14 protein-coding genes are annotated in these 14,999 nt (G+C 58.7%); 12 read left to right on the top strand and 2 right to left on the bottom strand.

What is annotated here, in order from left to right; translation table 11 throughout:
* The first annotated feature begins 260 nt into the window (after window positions 1–260).
* From ssuE to AC1RQB_RS02000, 6 genes are all read left to right on the top strand, one after another.
* Window positions 261–854 (top strand): NADPH-dependent FMN reductase, encoded by a 594-nt coding sequence (ssuE, locus tag AC1RQB_RS02025; RefSeq protein WP_007899466.1) that lies wholly within the window; start codon window positions 261–263, stop codon window positions 852–854.
* A gap of 102 nt (window positions 855–956) precedes the next feature.
* Window positions 957–1,922 (top strand): sulfonate ABC transporter substrate-binding protein, encoded by a 966-nt coding sequence (locus AC1RQB_RS02020; RefSeq protein ID WP_063342202.1) that lies wholly within the window; start codon window positions 957–959, stop codon window positions 1,920–1,922.
* 25 nt (window positions 1,923–1,947) lie between these two features.
* Window positions 1,948–3,096: an FMNH2-dependent alkanesulfonate monooxygenase gene (gene ssuD / locus AC1RQB_RS02015; protein WP_008067973.1), complete on the top strand. Its 1,149-nt coding sequence runs from the start codon at window positions 1,948–1,950 to the stop codon at window positions 3,094–3,096.
* A gap of 9 nt (window positions 3,097–3,105) precedes the next feature.
* A complete protein-coding gene (ssuC, locus tag AC1RQB_RS02010; RefSeq protein ID WP_063342203.1) occupies window positions 3,106–3,888 on the top strand; it encodes an aliphatic sulfonate ABC transporter permease SsuC in 783 nt (260 codons plus the stop codon).
* A complete protein-coding gene (gene ssuB / locus AC1RQB_RS02005) occupies window positions 3,885–4,691 on the top strand; it encodes an aliphatic sulfonates ABC transporter ATP-binding protein (protein ID WP_063342204.1) in 807 nt (268 codons plus the stop codon). The genes ssuC and ssuB overlap by 4 nt, the downstream gene beginning before the upstream one ends.
* A 34-nt stretch (window positions 4,692–4,725) precedes the next feature.
* Entirely contained in the window at window positions 4,726–4,941 is a 216-nt protein-coding gene (locus AC1RQB_RS02000; RefSeq protein WP_003229256.1) for a TOBE domain-containing protein, read from the top strand.
* 152 nt (window positions 4,942–5,093) lie between these two features.
* Here the strand turns inward: AC1RQB_RS02000 and AC1RQB_RS01995 are convergent, their stop codons facing one another.
* Complete coding sequence (locus tag AC1RQB_RS01995) at window positions 5,094–5,726, bottom strand: TetR/AcrR family transcriptional regulator (protein ID WP_063342205.1); 633 nt, start codon at window positions 5,724–5,726, stop codon at window positions 5,094–5,096.
* A gap of 227 nt (window positions 5,727–5,953) precedes the next feature.
* Window positions 5,954–7,330, bottom strand: a complete 1,377-nt coding sequence (locus AC1RQB_RS01990; protein ID WP_007897683.1) for a glutamine synthetase family protein — start codon at window positions 7,328–7,330, stop codon at window positions 5,954–5,956.
* A 278-nt stretch (window positions 7,331–7,608) separates the two neighbouring features.
* Here AC1RQB_RS01990 and AC1RQB_RS01985 point away from each other — a divergent pair, with 278 nt between their 5' ends.
* The 6 genes from AC1RQB_RS01985 to AC1RQB_RS01960 all read left to right on the top strand — a co-directional run bounded on the left by AC1RQB_RS01985 (window position 7,609) and on the right by AC1RQB_RS01960 (window position 14,972).
* Window positions 7,609–8,385, top strand: a complete 777-nt coding sequence (locus AC1RQB_RS01985; RefSeq protein WP_063342206.1) for a gamma-glutamyl-gamma-aminobutyrate hydrolase family protein — start codon at window positions 7,609–7,611, stop codon at window positions 8,383–8,385.
* Between the two features lie 37 nt (window positions 8,386–8,422).
* Entirely contained in the window at window positions 8,423–9,781 is a 1,359-nt protein-coding gene (locus tag AC1RQB_RS01980; RefSeq protein WP_008067984.1) for a glutamine synthetase family protein, read from the top strand.
* A gap of 57 nt (window positions 9,782–9,838) precedes the next feature.
* The gene (locus AC1RQB_RS01975; RefSeq protein ID WP_008067985.1) at window positions 9,839–11,203 is read left to right on the top strand and encodes an aspartate aminotransferase family protein; all 1,365 of its coding nucleotides are present in this window, start codon (window positions 9,839–9,841) and stop codon (window positions 11,201–11,203) included.
* 182 nt (window positions 11,204–11,385) lie between these two features.
* Window positions 11,386–12,483, top strand: coding sequence for a polyamine ABC transporter substrate-binding protein (locus AC1RQB_RS01970; RefSeq protein WP_063342207.1), 1,098 nt, complete (start codon window positions 11,386–11,388; stop codon window positions 12,481–12,483).
* 187 nt (window positions 12,484–12,670) lie between these two features.
* The gene (locus tag AC1RQB_RS01965) at window positions 12,671–13,768 is read left to right on the top strand and encodes a polyamine ABC transporter substrate-binding protein (RefSeq protein WP_063342208.1); all 1,098 of its coding nucleotides are present in this window, start codon (window positions 12,671–12,673) and stop codon (window positions 13,766–13,768) included.
* Window positions 13,769–13,829: 61 nt separating this feature from the next.
* Window positions 13,830–14,972 carry an ABC transporter ATP-binding protein gene (locus tag AC1RQB_RS01960; RefSeq protein ID WP_008067988.1) on the top strand — a complete coding sequence of 381 codons (1,143 nt, stop codon included), beginning with the start codon at window positions 13,830–13,832 and terminating at the stop codon, window positions 14,970–14,972.
* Window positions 14,973–14,999: the final 27 nt, after the last annotated feature.

Here is a 14,999-nt window from a genome sequence, read left to right as displayed (position 1 = left end):
TAAAACCCTGTGGGAGCGGGCTTGCCCGCGAAGGCGGCAGACCGGCCAGTGAAAATTTCATGTCATCCATAAAGCAGGGGATTTTGGGCCGTTTCTACGGCCTTTTTTTTGCCTGGAAAAAGCAGTTTCACATAGAACAACAATGCATAACCAAATGAATAAATATGATTTATGGATATATAAATCAGCTGTTAAGGTCACTCCATCAACGCGAGATCGCAAGCCGCGAATCGCTAACACCGCTTAAAGGAATTGTCTGAATGCTGGTCGTCTCACTCGGTGGCAGTCCCAGCCCACGCTCCCGTTCCGGGGTTTTGCTGGAGCGCTCGCGACGCTGGCTGCAAGAGCAAGGTGTGGAAGTGGTGAGTTATCAGGTACGGGACTTCCCGGCCGAAGATTTGCTGCATGCCCGCTTCGACAGCCCTAAGGTGATCGACCTGCTGCAACAGATTGAAAACGCCGATGGCTTGTTGATCGCCACACCGGTTTACAAAGCGTCGTTCTCCGGTGCGCTGAAAACCTTGCTCGATCTACTGCCCGAACGCGCCTTGAGCCACAAGGTGGTTTTACCGATGGCTACCGGTGGCAGCATCGCCCATATGCTGGCGGTGGATTACGCGCTCAAACCGGTGCTGTCAGCGTTGAAAGCCCAGGAAATGCTGCAGGGGATTTTCGCCGTGGACAGCCAGATCGCTTACGGCGAAGGCAGCGCCCAGGCGCAATTGGCGCCGGAGCTTGCGCAACGATTGTTTGAAGCGCTGGAGCAGTTTTTCAGCGCCATGGCTCGACGGCCCAAGCCGCTCGATCCGAACCTGTTGAACGAACGTTTGTTGAGTGCTCGCTGGAGCATTTAAGCCAGCCCTCAAGCCACATCTGAATTTGAAGTACTCCACCTTACTGGCCCGCTAACGGGCAAGCAGGTGCAGCCAAAACCCAACTGCAAAAAGGAGAGCGCCATGCGCCCTGTCATTTTGCGTCGTGGTCTGGTCGCTCTGTTTGCTGCGGCTGTAACCTTCGGCGCCATTACTCAAGCTCAGGCCGAGACATTACGAATCGGCTATCAGAAATACGGCACCCTGGTGCTGCTCAAAGCCAAAGGCACACTGGAAAAACGTCTCTCCGCCCAAGGCGTGGACGTGCAATGGACTGAATTCCCTGGTGGCCCGCAACTGCTCGAAGGCCTGAACGTCGGCTCCATCGACTTTGGCGTCACCGGTGAAACGCCGCCCGTGTTCGCTCAGGCGGCCGGTGCCGATCTGCTCTATGTTGCCTATGAACCGCCAGCGCCCCACAGCGAAGCGATCCTGGTGCCGAAGGACTCGCCGATCAAATCGGTGCAGGACCTCAAGGGCAAGAAAGTCGTGCTCAACAAAGGCTCCAACGTGCATTACCTGCTGGTGCGTGCGCTTGAAGATGGCGGCCTCAAATACACCGACATTCAGACCGTGTTCCTGCCGCCAGCCGATGCCCGCGCCGCATTCGAGCGTGGCAGCGTCGATGCCTGGGTGATCTGGGACCCGTACCAGGCCGCCGCCGAACAGCAACTGCAAGCACGCACTCTGCGCGACGGCAAAGGCCTCGTCGACAACCATCAGTTCTACCTGGCGACCAAACCTTATGCGCAGAAAAATCCTGAAGTGATCAAGGCTCTGGTGGAAGAAGTGCGCGCGGTCGGCGAATGGTCCAGGGCCAATCCTGAGGACGTGACCAAACAGGTTTCGCCACTGCTCGGCCTGCCAACGGACATCACCCTGACCTCGGTGAAACGCCAGGGTTACGGCGCGCTGTTCCTTACGCCGGAAGTAGTCGCTGCCCAGCAAAAAATCGCCGACAGCTTCTACCAGCTCAAGCTGATTCCCAAACCCTTGAGCATCAAAGACGTGATCTGGACGCCACCCACCGCCGTGGCCAAAGCGCCGTAATTCGATTTCCTGAGGAGACCACTCCATGAGCCTTAATATTTTCTGGTTCCTGCCTACCCATGGCGATGGCCATTACCTTGGCACCGCTGAAGGCGCTCGCGCCGTCGACCACGGTTACCTGCAACAGGTCGCGCAAGCGGCGGATCGTCTGGGCTTTGGCGGGGTGCTGATTCCCACCGGTCGCTCCTGCGAAGACTCGTGGCTGGTAGCCGCATCGCTGATCCCGGTGACCCAACGTTTGAAATTCCTTGTCGCCCTGCGCCCCGGGATCATTTCCCCGACGGTGGCGGCGCGTCAGGCCGCGACACTGGATCGCTTGTCTGGCGGTCGGGCGCTGTTCAACCTGGTCACTGGTGGCGATCCGGAAGAACTGGCCGGCGACGGTTTGTTCCTCAGTCACGAAGAGCGCTATCAGGCTTCGGTGGAATTCACCCGCATCTGGCGCCGGGTGCTGGAAGGTGAAACGGTTGATTACGACGGTCAGCACATCAGCGTGAAGGGCGCCAAGTTGCTCTATCCGCCGATCCAGCAACCGCGCCCGCCGCTGTATTTCGGTGGCTCGTCGGAAGCCGCCCAAGACCTCGCGGCAGAGCAGGTCGAAATGGTTCTGACCTGGGGCGAGCCACCGGCCGCCGTGGCAGAAAAAATCGAGCAGGTTCGTGCCAAAGCCGCGAAGCTCGGTCGCACCGTGCGCTTCGGTATTCGTTTGCATGTGATTGTTCGCGAAACCAATGCCGAGGCATGGCAAGCGGCGGATCGACTGATCTCGCATCTGGACGATGACACCATTGCCCGTGCCCAGGCGTCACTGGCGCGTTTCGATTCGGTCGGCCAACAACGCATGGCCGCATTGCATGGCGGCAGCCGCGACCATCTGGAAGTCAGCCCCAACCTGTGGGCCGGTGTCGGTCTGGTGCGCGGCGGGGCCGGTACGGCGCTGGTCGGCGATGGCCCGACCGTGGCCGCTCGGGTGAAGGAATACGCGGACCTGGGCATCGATACGTTCATCTTCTCCGGTTATCCACACCTGGAAGAGTCCTATCGGGTGGCCGAGTTGCTATTCCCGCACTTGGATATCGAGCGTCCGGAGCTGCCAAAAAGCGCCGGTTACGTCAGCCCGTTCGGCGAGATGGTAGCCAACGACATTCTTCCCAAAGCCGCGTCCCAGAGCTGAGGCGTCGCCATGAAGAAACTCATCCACAACCTCGCGCCCTGGGCGCTGCCGGTCTTGTTGCTGGCGGTGTGGCAGTTGTCGGTGTCGGCGGGCTGGTTGTCGACGCGGATTCTGCCGGCGCCGATCGCGGTGATCGAAGCCGGTGTGAGCCTGGTCAGCAGCGGTGAAATCTGGACTCACCTGGCCATCAGCGGCTGGCGCGCGGCGCTCGGTTTCGTCATCGGCGGCGGCATCGGTCTTACGTTGGGCTTCATCACTGGCCTGTCGACGTGGGGCGAACGCCTGCTCGACAGTTCGGTGCAGATGATCCGCAACGTGCCGCATCTGGCGTTGATTCCGCTGGTGATCCTGTGGTTCGGCATCGACGAGTCGGCGAAGATTTTTCTGGTGGCGTTGGGCACGTTGTTCCCGATTTACCTCAACACGTATCACGGCATTCGCAACGTCGATCCAGCGTTGGTGGAGATGGCGCGCAGTTATGGCCTGTCCGGTTTCAGCCTGTTTCGCCAAGTGATTTTGCCGGGGGCGCTGCCATCGATTCTGGTCGGTGTGCGTTTTGCGCTGGGCTTCATGTGGTTGACATTGATCGTGGCGGAAACCATTTCCGCGAGCTCGGGCATTGGCTATCTGGCGATGAATGCCCGGGAATTCTTGCAGACCGACGTGGTGGTGCTGGCGATTCTTTTGTACGCAGTGCTCGGCAAGTTGGCCGACCTTGCGGCGCGTGGGCTTGAACGCGTGTGGCTGCGCTGGCATCCGGCTTATCAGGTTGCCAAGGGAGGTGCTGCATGACGGCTCAACAACCTCCACGCCTGCTGCGCGGTATTCCGCTGGTGGTGCGCAAGCTGCAAAAAACCTTTGGTTCGCGGCAAGTGTTGCGTGAAATCGACCTGCACATTCCGGCCGGGCAGTTTGTGGCGGTGGTCGGGCGTAGCGGCTGCGGCAAAAGTACTTTGCTGCGCTTGCTCGCCGGTCTCGACAAGCCCACAGGGGGGGAGCTGCTTGCGGGTGCAGCGCCATTGAGTGAGGCGCGGGAAGACACTCGACTGATGTTCCAGGAAGCGCGTCTGCTGCCGTGGAAAAAGATCATCGACAACGTCGGTCTCGGGCTCAAGGGCAACTGGCGGCCGCAAGCGTTGGAAGCGCTGGAAGCCGTCGGCCTGGCGGATCGCGCCAACGAATGGCCGGCAGCGTTGTCCGGCGGGCAAAAGCAGCGTGTGGCCCTGGCTCGCGCGTTGATCCATCAACCGCGCTTGCTGTTGCTCGACGAACCGCTGGGCGCATTGGATGCCCTGACCCGAATCGAAATGCAGCAACTGATCGAACGGCTCTGGCAACAGCATGGTTTCACCGTGTTGCTGGTGACCCACGACGTCAGCGAAGCGGTGGCGATTGCCGATCGGGTGATCCTGATTGAAGAGGGCGAAGTCGGCCTCGACCTGCCTGTGGAACTGCCGCGCCCTCGGGTCCGTGGCTCCCATCGGCTGGCGGCGCTGGAAACCGAAGTGCTCAACCGCGTGCTGTCCCTGCCTGGCCAACCGCCGGAACCGGAACCTGTTTCACCACTGCCTACGCAATTGCGTTGGGCGCAATAACTTAAAGATTCATCCAACGACAGGAATCAACATCATGACTATCAAAGCCATCAACGTTCGTAACCAGTTCAAAGGCTCGATCAAGGAAATCGTGCTGGGTGACGTGCTGTCGGAAATCGACGTGCAGACGGCCTCCGGCATCGTCACTTCGGTGATTACCACCCGTTCGGTGAAAGAGCTGGAGCTGGTGGTCGGCAGTGAAGTAATCGCGTTTGTGAAATCCACCGAGGTGTCGATCGCCAAGTTGTAAGCGCGTGCGTAAACAGCAGCCCCGGAGGGTGTGAGCCCTGATCGTTCCCACGCTCTGCGTGGGAATGCCTCTTCGGACGCTCCGCGTTCGGCTTTTGGGACGCAGAGCGTCCCGGGCTGCATTCCCACGCAGAGCGTGGGAACGATCAATAATCAAACGGTGCGCTTGGGCAAATAGGGCGGCAGATAAAGCCCAAGATAAGCATCAAACACCCGCATCCCTTCTTCAGCCATGCGCGGCGTGATCTGCCCATGCTGCTGCACCGAGCGTGCATACACCCTATCGCCCAGCTCCATGGCCAGTGCAAACACATCGACATCACTTGGCAGCGTCGGCAATTGGAAGTGGTGGTCGAACAACTTGTGCATCAGGTCGCCGAGTTCGATGTCGTGCTGGCGGTCGGCCTGGGTGACTTCGGTCAGGCCGTGCTGGGCGAGGATCAGTTGGCGGGCGGCGGCGTCTTCGTCGTAGATGGCGAGCATGCGTTGTTCCACCAGGCGCGACAGATCACGCCAGCCGTTGAGGGCATGGTGGTCGATGGGCGCTTGCAGGCAGGCGCGGAATGCGGCGTGGACGTCGGCGGTCAGGGCTTCGAGCAGGGCCGGGACGCTGGCGAAAAAATGGTAGACGGAGGAGGGCGGGATCTCGGCGCGTTCGGCGACGCTGTAGATCGACAGGCTGGCCACGCCCTCGGCGGCCAGCAGCGTGCGGGCGGCATCGAGTATCGAATCGATCCGGGCCTGACTGCGGGCGCGGGGTTTGCGAATGGTGGCGGTGCGCGTCATTGAAGTCTCCTGCGGGGCAGCGGGCATTGTACGAGCAGGGTTTGATGTTGTCTGCCAGGACGCCATCGCTAGCAGGCTAGCTCCCACAGGGATTTCCGGTGCACACAGAATGTATGTTCACTGGAGATCAACTGTGGGAGCTAGCCTGCTAGCGATCCGCCGAAGGCGGCCATAAAAAAACGCCGCTCGGCCTTATCAGCCGGCGGCGTTTTTTTTACTGCAACCGCTTACACGGTATGCAGGTACCAGTTGTACTCGAGGTCGGAGATGGAGTGTTCGAACTCCTCCAGCTCGCTCTCTTTACAGGCGACAAAAATGTCGATGTATTTTGGATCGATGTACTTGGCCATGACTTCGCTGTCGTCCAGCTCGCGCAATGCATCACGCAGGTTGTTCGGCAGGCTTTGCTCGTTCTGCTCGTAGGAGTTGCCTTCTACGGGGGCGCCCGGCTCGATTTTGTTGGTCAGGCCGTGGTGCACGCCCGCCAAAACAGAAGCCATCAACAGATACGGGTTGGCGTCGGCGCCGGCGACACGGTGTTCGATGCGCACGGCATCGGAGGAACCGGTCGGTACGCGGATGGCCACGGTACGGTTGTCCAGGCCCCAGCACGGCGAATTCGGCACGTAGAACTGTGCGCCGAAACGACGGTAGGAGTTGACGTTCGGGCAGAGGAAAGCCATCTGCGCCGGCAGGGTCTCGAGCACACCGCCGATCGCGTGACGCAGTGCGGCGTTCTGCTCGGGATCCTCGCTGGCAAAAATGTTTTTGCCATCTTTATCAAGAATCGAGATGTGGACATGCAGACCGTTACCCGCCTGGCCTGGGTAAGGCTTGGCCATGAAGGTGGTGTCCATCTCATGGTCGTAGGCGATGTTTTTGATCAGGCGCTTGAGCAGGACCGCATAGTCGCAGGCCTTGATCGGGTCGGCCACGTGGTGCAGGTTCACTTCGAACTGTGCCGGGGCACTTTCCTTGACGATCGCGTCGGCCGGGATGCCTTGCTCTTTCGCACCTTCCAGAATGTCCTGGAGGCAGTCGACGTATTCGTCGAGGTCGTCGATCAGGTAGACCTGTGTCGAATGCGGGCGTTTGCCGGAGATCGGCGAGCGCGGCGGTTGTGGGCGGCCGTTCACGTTCTCCTGGTCGATCAGGTAGAACTCCAGTTCGAACGCAGCGCAGATGGTCAGGCCCATCTCGTCAAACTTGGCTACGACTTGTCGCAGGACTTCGCGCGGGTCGGCGAAGAAAGGATCACCTTCGAGTTCGTGCATGGTCATTAACAGTTGCGCGGTCGGGCGCTTCTGCCAGGGCTCATTGCACAGGGTGTCGGGGATTGGATAGCAGATTCGGTCAGCATCGCCGATGTCCAGGCCCAGGCCGGTGCTTTCCACCGTCGAGCCATTGATATCCAGAGCAAATAGAGAGGCCGGCAGGTTGATGCCTTTCTCGTAAACCTTGTGGAGGCTGGTGCGTTCAATGCGCTTGCCGCGCACCACACCATTCATATCCGCAATCAGAAGGTCAACGTACAGAACCTCAGGATGTTCCTTAAGGAACGCGTTCGCTTCGTTAAGCTGAACGGCACGCGGGGGTACCGACATGATGCAACACCTTTGTTGTTAAAAATATCAATCATTGATCTCTTCGGATTCCAGTCAACCCGAACGGCATGCCGAAGTCAAGCGAGGCCTTTTTTGCCCTAAAAAAGCACTCATGGGGCTTTTTTGAGGCACTTTGGGGCGTTTTTTTGCCTTCAGCCTTCTTGGCGCCCGCGAGCTTGAGCGGGCCGTGTTGTATTTTTTACGGGGGTGTTGTGTAAAAAAATGAACAAGGCTAAGCTCGATTTAAACCCATAACAGCAATAATACCGGGGTGCTTCATGTCTCGCCTGCCGTTAATCGGCGTCACCGCCTGCTCAAAGCAGATCGGTCTGCATGCTTATCACATCAGTGGCGACAAATACGTACGCGCCGTGGCATCAGCTGCCAAGGGCCTGCCGTTGATTCTTCCATCCCTGGCGGATCTACTGGCGCCGTCCGAAATTCTGGACGCTCTGGACGGCATTCTCTTTACAGGCTCTCCTTCTAATATAGAACCGTTTCACTATAACGGCCCGGCCAGTGCGCCAGGTACTGCTCATGATTCTGCACGCGATGCCACCACTCTCCCGCTGATCCGCGCCGCTGTCGAGGCCGGTGTTCCCGTGCTCGGCATTTGCCGTGGCTTCCAGGAAATGAATGTGGCGTTCGGCGGCAGTCTGCATCAGAAGGTTCACGAGGCAGGTCCATTCATGGATCACCGTGAAGACGACAGCCTGCCGCTGGACGGGCAGTACGCGCCAAGTCACCCGGTGCACGTTCAGCCGGGCGGTGTACTCGCCGGGCTGGGCCTGGCGAGCGAGATTCAAGTCAATTCGATTCATGGTCAGGGCATCGAGCGTCTGGCGCCTGGTCTTCGTGTGGAAGCGGTGGCACCCGACGGGTTGATCGAAGCCGTCTCTGTCATCGAAGGCAAGGCTTTTGCTTTAGGGGTGCAATGGCATCCCGAATGGCAGGTAAGCTTGAATCCTGACTACCTTGCGATTTTCCAGGCATTTGGCGATGCCTGCCGCAAGTACGCTCTACAACGCGACGCCGATGCGTCAAACAACGCCTGACTTATAAGAGTCAGGAAACTCAGCCTAAGAGGCATTTATGAGTAACAACCTCGACCAGCTCACCGATTGGTTGAAAGACCACAAGATCACAGAAGTCGAATGCATGATTGGCGACCTGACCGGCATCACCCGGGGCAAGATCTCGCCGACCAACAAGTTCATCGCCGAAAAAGGCATGCGCCTGCCCGAAAGCGTTCTGTTGCAGACCGTGACCGGCGACTATGTCGAAGACGACATCTATTACGAACTGCTCGACCCGGCCGACATCGACATGATCTGCCGCCCCGACCATAACGCGGTGTTCCTGGTGCCTTGGGCCATCGAGCCCACCGCCATCGTGATCCACGATACTTACGACAAGCAGGGCAACCCGATCGAGCTGTCGCCGCGCAACGTGCTCAAGAAGGTGCTGAAACTCTACGCCGACCACGGCTGGCAGCCGATCGTGGCGCCGGAAATGGAGTTTTACCTCACCAAGCGCAGTGATGACCCGGACTACCCGCTGCAACCGCCGATTGGCCGCTCCGGTCGCCCGGAAACCGGTCGCCAGTCGTTCTCCATTGAAGCGGCGAACGAATTCGATCCGTTATTCGAAGACGTCTACGACTGGTGCGAACTGCAAGAGCTGGACCTCGACACGCTGATCCACGAGGACGGCACGGCACAGATGGAAATCAACTTCCGTCATGGCGATGCCCTGTCCCTGGCCGACCAGATTCTGGTGTTCAAGCGCACGATGCGTGAGGCCGCGCTCAAGCACAACGTGGCCGCGACCTTCATGGCCAAGCCCATGACCGGCGAGCCGGGCAGCGCCATGCACTTGCACCAGAGCATTATCAGCCTCGAGACCGGCAAAAACGTCTTCTCCAATGAAGACGGGACCATGAGCCAGCTGTTCCTCAACCACATCGGCGGACTGCAGAAATTCATTCCTGAGCTGCTGCCGCTGTTCGCCCCCAACGTCAACTCGTTCCGCCGCTTCCTGCCGGATACCTCGGCGCCGGTGAACGTGGAGTGGGGCGAAGAGAACCGCACCGTGGGCCTGCGGGTTCCGGATGCCGGGCCGCAGAACCGTCGGGTGGAAAACCGTCTGCCGGGTGCCGATGCCAACCCTTACCTGGCCATCGCCGCCAGCCTGTTGTGCGGCTTTATCGGCATGGTCGAAGGGCATAACCCGAGTGCGCCGGTCGTGGGTCGTGGCTACGAACGGCGCAACCTGCGCCTGCCATTGACCATCGAAGACGCCCTGGAACGGATGGAAAACAGCAAGACCATCGAAAAATACCTGGGCAAGAAATTCATCACGGGCTACGTCGCGGTCAAGCGGGCCGAGCATGAAAACTTCAAGCGCGTGATCAGTTCGTGGGAGCGGGAGTTCCTGCTCTTCGCCGTCTGATGCGCCGGGCGCGGCTGTAAATCGCCGCGCCTTCACTGGAATCCAAGGAGAATTCGCATGACCAGCAACAACCCGCAAACCCGTGAATGGCAAGCCCTGAGCAGCGATCACCACCTGGCCCCGTTCAGCGACTTCAAGCAGCTGAAAGAGAAAGGCCCGCGCATCATCACCAGCGCCAAGGGCGTTTACCTCTGGGACAGCGAAGGCAACAAGATCCTCGACGGCATGGCCGGCCTGTGGTGTGTCGCGATCGGTTACGGTCGCGATGAGCTGGCCGATGCCGCCAGCAAACAGATGCGCGAACTGCCTTATTACAACCTGTTCTTCCAGACGGCTCACCCGCCGGTGCTGGAGCTGGCCAAGGTGATCTCCGACGTCGCGCCTGAAGGCATGAATCACGTGTTCTTCACCGGTTCCGGGTCCGAAGGCAACGACACCATGCTGCGGATGGTTCGCCATTACTGGGCGATCAAGGGCCAGCCGAAGAAGAAAGTCATCATCAGTCGCAAGAACGGCTATCACGGTTCCACCGTGGCCGGCGCGAGCCTGGGTGGCATGACGTATATGCACGAACAGGGCGACTTGCCGATCCCGGGCATCGTCCACATTGCCCAGCCGTATTGGTTCGGCGAGGGCGGCGACATGACGCCGAACGAGTTCGGTATCTGGGCGGCCAATCAGCTGGAAGAGAAAATCCTGGAAGTCGGCGTCGACAACGTCGGTGCCTTTATTGCCGAGCCGATCCAGGGCGCCGGCGGCGTGATCATTCCGCCAGACAGCTACTGGCCGCGTATCAAGGAAATCCTCGCCAAGTACGACATTCTGTTCGTGGCCGACGAAGTGATCTGTGGTTTCGGCCGTACCGGTGAGTGGTTCGGTACCGATTTCTACGACCTCAAACCCCACATGATGACCATCGCCAAAGGCCTGACCTCCGGCTATATCCCGATGGGTGGCTTGATCGTGCGCGACGATGTGGTCGAGGTGCTCAACGAAGGCGGTGATTTCAACCACGGTTTCACGTATTCCGGGCACCCGGTGGCCGCTGCGGTAGCGCTGGAAAACATTCGTATCCTGCGCGACGAGAAAATTGTCGAGCGCGTGCGCACAGAAACGGCACCTTATTTGCAAAAGCGTCTACGGGAACTGAGCGATCACCCGTTGGTGGGGGAAGTGCGTGGGGTCGGTCTGTTGGGGGCCATCGAACTGGTTCAGGACAAAGCCACCCGCAAACGTTACGAAGGCAAGGGCGTTGGCATGATCTGCCGCACGTTCTGCTTCGAAAACGGCCTGATCATGCGCGCCGTCGGCGACACCATGATCATTGCTCCGCCACTGGTGATTACACCGGCTGAAATCGACGAGTTGGTGACCAAGGCACGCAAGTGCCTGGACCTGACCCTGAGTGCGTTGCAGGGCTAAGTGCTAGGCTCTGAGCGAGGTGCGAAGATTGCACTTCGCTCAGTGCAAACAAAGGATGGGTCTTTCCTTGAAAGCCTGCCTTGGATCTTGCCAGACTAACGGTTGTTCGGATGCCCGGTAACAGGCCGCTGAGCACGTGGTTAAAAAGAAAAATTGGAGCATTACCCATGAAGGCATTAGGTATGAAGATAGCTGGCAAGACCCTCCTCGCCATGTCCCTGATGGGCGTGATGGCGGGCGCCGTTCAGGCGGACGACAAAGTGCTGCACGTGTACAACTGGTCCGATTACATCGCGCCGGATACCGTCAAGAAGTTCGAGGCCGAGTCGGGTATCAAAGTCGTCTACGACGTGTTTGACAGTAACGAAACCCTTGAAGCCAAGTTGCTGGCAGGCAAGTCCGGCTACGACATCGTTGTGCCGTCGAACAACTTCCTGGCCAAGCAGATCAAGGCCGGCGTCTACCAGAAGCTGGACAAGTCCAAGCTGCCTAACTGGAAAAACCTGAACACGGACCTGCTCAAAGCGGTATCGGTGAGCGACCCGGGTAACGAACACGCATTTCCTTACATGTGGGGTTCGATCGGTATCGGTTTCAACCCTGACAAGGTCAAGGCTGCACTGGGTGCCGATGCGCCGACCAACTCCTGGGACTTGCTGTTCAAACCTGAAAACGCTGCCAAGTTGAAGTCGTGCGGTATCAGCTTCCTCGATTCGCCAACCGAGATGATTCCGGTGGCGTTGCATTACCTGGGCTATCCAACCGACAGCCAGGACAAGAAACAACTGGCTGAAGCCGAAGCGCTGTTCCTGAAAATCCGTCCTTCGGTGGGCTACTTCCACTCGTCCAAGTACATCTCCGACCTGGCCAACGGCAACATCTGCGTCGCCGTGGGTTACTCGGGTGACATCTACCAGGCCAAGGCTCGCGCCGCTGAAGCCGGTGACAAGGTGAAAGTCAGCTACAACATTCCCAAAGAAGGTGCCGGCAGCTTCTACGACATGGTCGCCATCCCTAAAGATGCCGAAAACGTCGAAGGCGCCTACAAGTTCATGACCTTCCTGCAGAAGCCGGAAATCATGGCTGAAATCACCAACGCCGTGCGTTTCCCGAACGGTAACGCAGCCGCCACGCCACTGGTTGAAAAAGAAATCACTGCCGACCCGGGTATCTACCCGCCAGCGGAAGTGTTGGCCAAGCTGTACGCGATTGCCGACTTGCCGGCCGCGACCCAGCGGATCCTGACTCGCAGTTGGACCAAGATCAAATCCGGTAAATAAGCCGATTTGAGGCAACTACCTGTTGCCGTCGTCGCGCGACGGCGGCAACAGGAATAATTAAATGACAGAAAGTTTTGCTGGAACGGTTTTTCGAGGGTAAGTTGCGCGCCGGTTTTGTTGCCAGGCAGCCATGGCTGTCATGTAACGCGGGGCAACTTGGGCCCAACTAATTTTAGAGGACCTCCACTTGCCTATTTTTTCTTTGTTGCGCAATGCCCTGTTGGTCGGCGCCGGGCTGACACTCGCTGTCAGTGTTCAGGCCGCTGGCACAGTGCATATTTATAATTGGTCGGATTACATCGGTGAAACCACCCTGGCCGACTTCCAGAAAGAAACCGGTATCAAGCCGGTGTATGACGTATTCGATTCCAACGAAACCCTGGAAGGCAAGTTGCTGGCCGGGCGTACCGGTTATGACGTGGTCGTGCCGTCCAACCACTTCCTTGGCAAGCAGATCAAGGCCGGGGCTTTCCAGAAGCTCGATAAATCGAAGCTGACTAACTATTCCAACCTCGACCCGGTACTGCTCAAGCGCCTGGAACAGAACGATCCGGGCAATCAGTACGCCGTACCGTATCTGTGGGGCACCAACGGCATCGGTTACAACGTCGACAAGGTCAAGGCAGTGCTGGGCCTCGACAAGATCGATTCGTGGGATGTGGTGTTCGAGCCGCAGAACATCAAGAAACTGCACAGCTGTGGCGTGGCGTTCCTCGACTCCGCCGATGAAATGATGCCCACGGTCCTCAACTACATGGGCCTGGACGCCAACAGCACCAACCCTGAAGACTACAAAAAGGCTGAAGCCAAGTTACTGGCGGTGCGGCCTTACGTGACGTATTTCCACTCCTCCAAATACATCGCGGACCTGGCCAACGGTGACATTTGCGTGGCGATCGGTTTTTCCGGCGACATGTTCCAGGCCAAGGCCCGCGCGGCTGAAGCTGGCAAAGGCATGAACATCGCCTACTCGATTCCGAAAGAGGGCGGCGCGCTCTGGTTCGACATGCTGGCGATCCCCAAGGATGCCGCCAACGTCAAAGAAGCCCATGCCTTCATCAACTATTTGCTGAAACCCGAGGTGATTGCCCAGGTCAGCAATTCCGTAGGCTACGCCAACCCGAACCCCGGGTCGGACAAACTGATGGAACAGTCCATACGCACCGACGCATCGGTATATCCACCGCAAGCGGTCCTCGACAAGACATACGTATCCATCGAGTTGCCACCGAACATTCAACGTTTGATGACGCGCAGCTGGACCAAGGTCAAGTCGGGCAAATAGCTTCAACCTATCCAGGTTCGCCACGTTGAGCGAACTGCAAATTCTGTTGGGAGTTTCGTAAATGGCAGTTGCCTCCGGCGCCTATAAGAAAGCCCTCGAGGGCGACCAGACACCTAAACAGGTGCTGGTCAAAATCGACCGGGTCACAAAAAAGTTCGACGAGACGATTGCCGTGGACGACGTGTCCCTGGAAATCAAGAAAGGCGAAATCTTCGCCCTGCTCGGCGGCTCGGGTTCGGGCAAATCCACCTTGCTGCGGATGCTGGCAGGTTTCGAACGGCCCACGGAGGGGCGCATTTACCTCGATGGGGTAGACATCACGGACATGCCGCCGTACGAGCGGCCGATCAACATGATGTTCCAGTCCTACGCCTTGTTCCCGCACATGACCGTGGCGCAGAACATCGCCTTCGGCCTCAAGCAGGACAAGCTTCCCGCCGCTGAAGTCGATGCACGTGTGGCCGACATGCTCAAGCTGGTGCAGATGAGCCAGTACGCCAAGCGCAAGCCGCATCAATTGTCCGGTGGCCAGCGTCAGCGTGTGGCGCTGGCGCGTTCTTTGGCCAAGCGACCGAAGCTGTTGCTGCTCGACGAACCGATGGGCGCGCTGGACAAAAAACTGCGCTCGCAAATGCAGCTGGAACTGGTCGAGATCATCGAGCGGGTCGGCGTGACCTGCGTGATGGTCACCCACGACCAGGAAGAAGCCATGACCATGGCCGAGCGTATCGCGATCATGCACTTGGGCTGGATCGCCCAGATCGGCAGCCCGATCGACATCTACGAAACCCCGACCAGCCGCCTGGTCTGCGAGTTCATCGGCAACGTCAACATCTTTGACGGTGAAGTGATCGACGACGCCGAAGGCCACGCGATCATCACCTGCAAGGACCTGGACCGGCAGATTTATGTGGGCCACGGCATCAGCACTTCGGTGCAGGACAAATCCGTGACCTACGCGATTCGTCCAGAAAAACTGCTGGTGACGCCGACCATGCCGACCTGCGAATACAACTGGTCCAGCGGCAAAGTGCATGACATCGCCTACCTCGGTGGCCACTCAGTGTTCTACGTCGAGCTGCCGAGCGGCAAGATCGTCCAGTCGTTCGTCGCCAACGCCGAGCGCCGCGGCCAGCGGCCGACCTGGGGTGACCAGGTCTACGTGTATTGGGAAGACGATAGTGGCGTGGTACTTCGCTCATGAACCTGCGCAAATTCAAACGCCGCCTCA

It is taken from the genome of Pseudomonas sp. GW822-FHT02E03 (assembly GCF_058802325.1).
This window is presented reverse-complemented; position numbering and strand designations above follow the sequence as displayed.

Coding starts and splice junctions, on each gene's coding strand:
- AC1RQB_RS01975 (WP_008067985.1), top strand. CDS start 9,839: ATGACCAGCAACAACCCGCAAACCCGTGAATGGCAAGCCCTGAGCAGC.
- AC1RQB_RS01980 (WP_008067984.1), top strand. CDS start 8,423: ATGAGTAACAACCTCGACCAGCTCACCGATTGGTTGAAAGACCACAAG.
- AC1RQB_RS02020 (WP_063342202.1), top strand. CDS start 957: ATGCGCCCTGTCATTTTGCGTCGTGGTCTGGTCGCTCTGTTTGCTGCG.
- AC1RQB_RS01995 (WP_063342205.1), bottom strand. CDS start 5,726: ATGACGCGCACCGCCACCATTCGCAAACCCCGCGCCCGCAGTCAGGCC.
- AC1RQB_RS01970 (WP_063342207.1), top strand. CDS start 11,386: ATGAAGATAGCTGGCAAGACCCTCCTCGCCATGTCCCTGATGGGCGTG.
- ssuE (WP_007899466.1), top strand. CDS start 261: ATGCTGGTCGTCTCACTCGGTGGCAGTCCCAGCCCACGCTCCCGTTCC.
- AC1RQB_RS01990 (WP_007897683.1), bottom strand. CDS start 7,330: ATGTCGGTACCCCCGCGTGCCGTTCAGCTTAACGAAGCGAACGCGTTC.
- AC1RQB_RS02000 (WP_003229256.1), top strand. CDS start 4,726: ATGACTATCAAAGCCATCAACGTTCGTAACCAGTTCAAAGGCTCGATC.
- AC1RQB_RS01960 (WP_008067988.1), top strand. CDS start 13,830: ATGGCAGTTGCCTCCGGCGCCTATAAGAAAGCCCTCGAGGGCGACCAG.
- ssuC (WP_063342203.1), top strand. CDS start 3,106: ATGAAGAAACTCATCCACAACCTCGCGCCCTGGGCGCTGCCGGTCTTG.
- ssuB (WP_063342204.1), top strand. CDS start 3,885: ATGACGGCTCAACAACCTCCACGCCTGCTGCGCGGTATTCCGCTGGTG.
- ssuD (WP_008067973.1), top strand. CDS start 1,948: ATGAGCCTTAATATTTTCTGGTTCCTGCCTACCCATGGCGATGGCCAT.
- AC1RQB_RS01985 (WP_063342206.1), top strand. CDS start 7,609: ATGTCTCGCCTGCCGTTAATCGGCGTCACCGCCTGCTCAAAGCAGATC.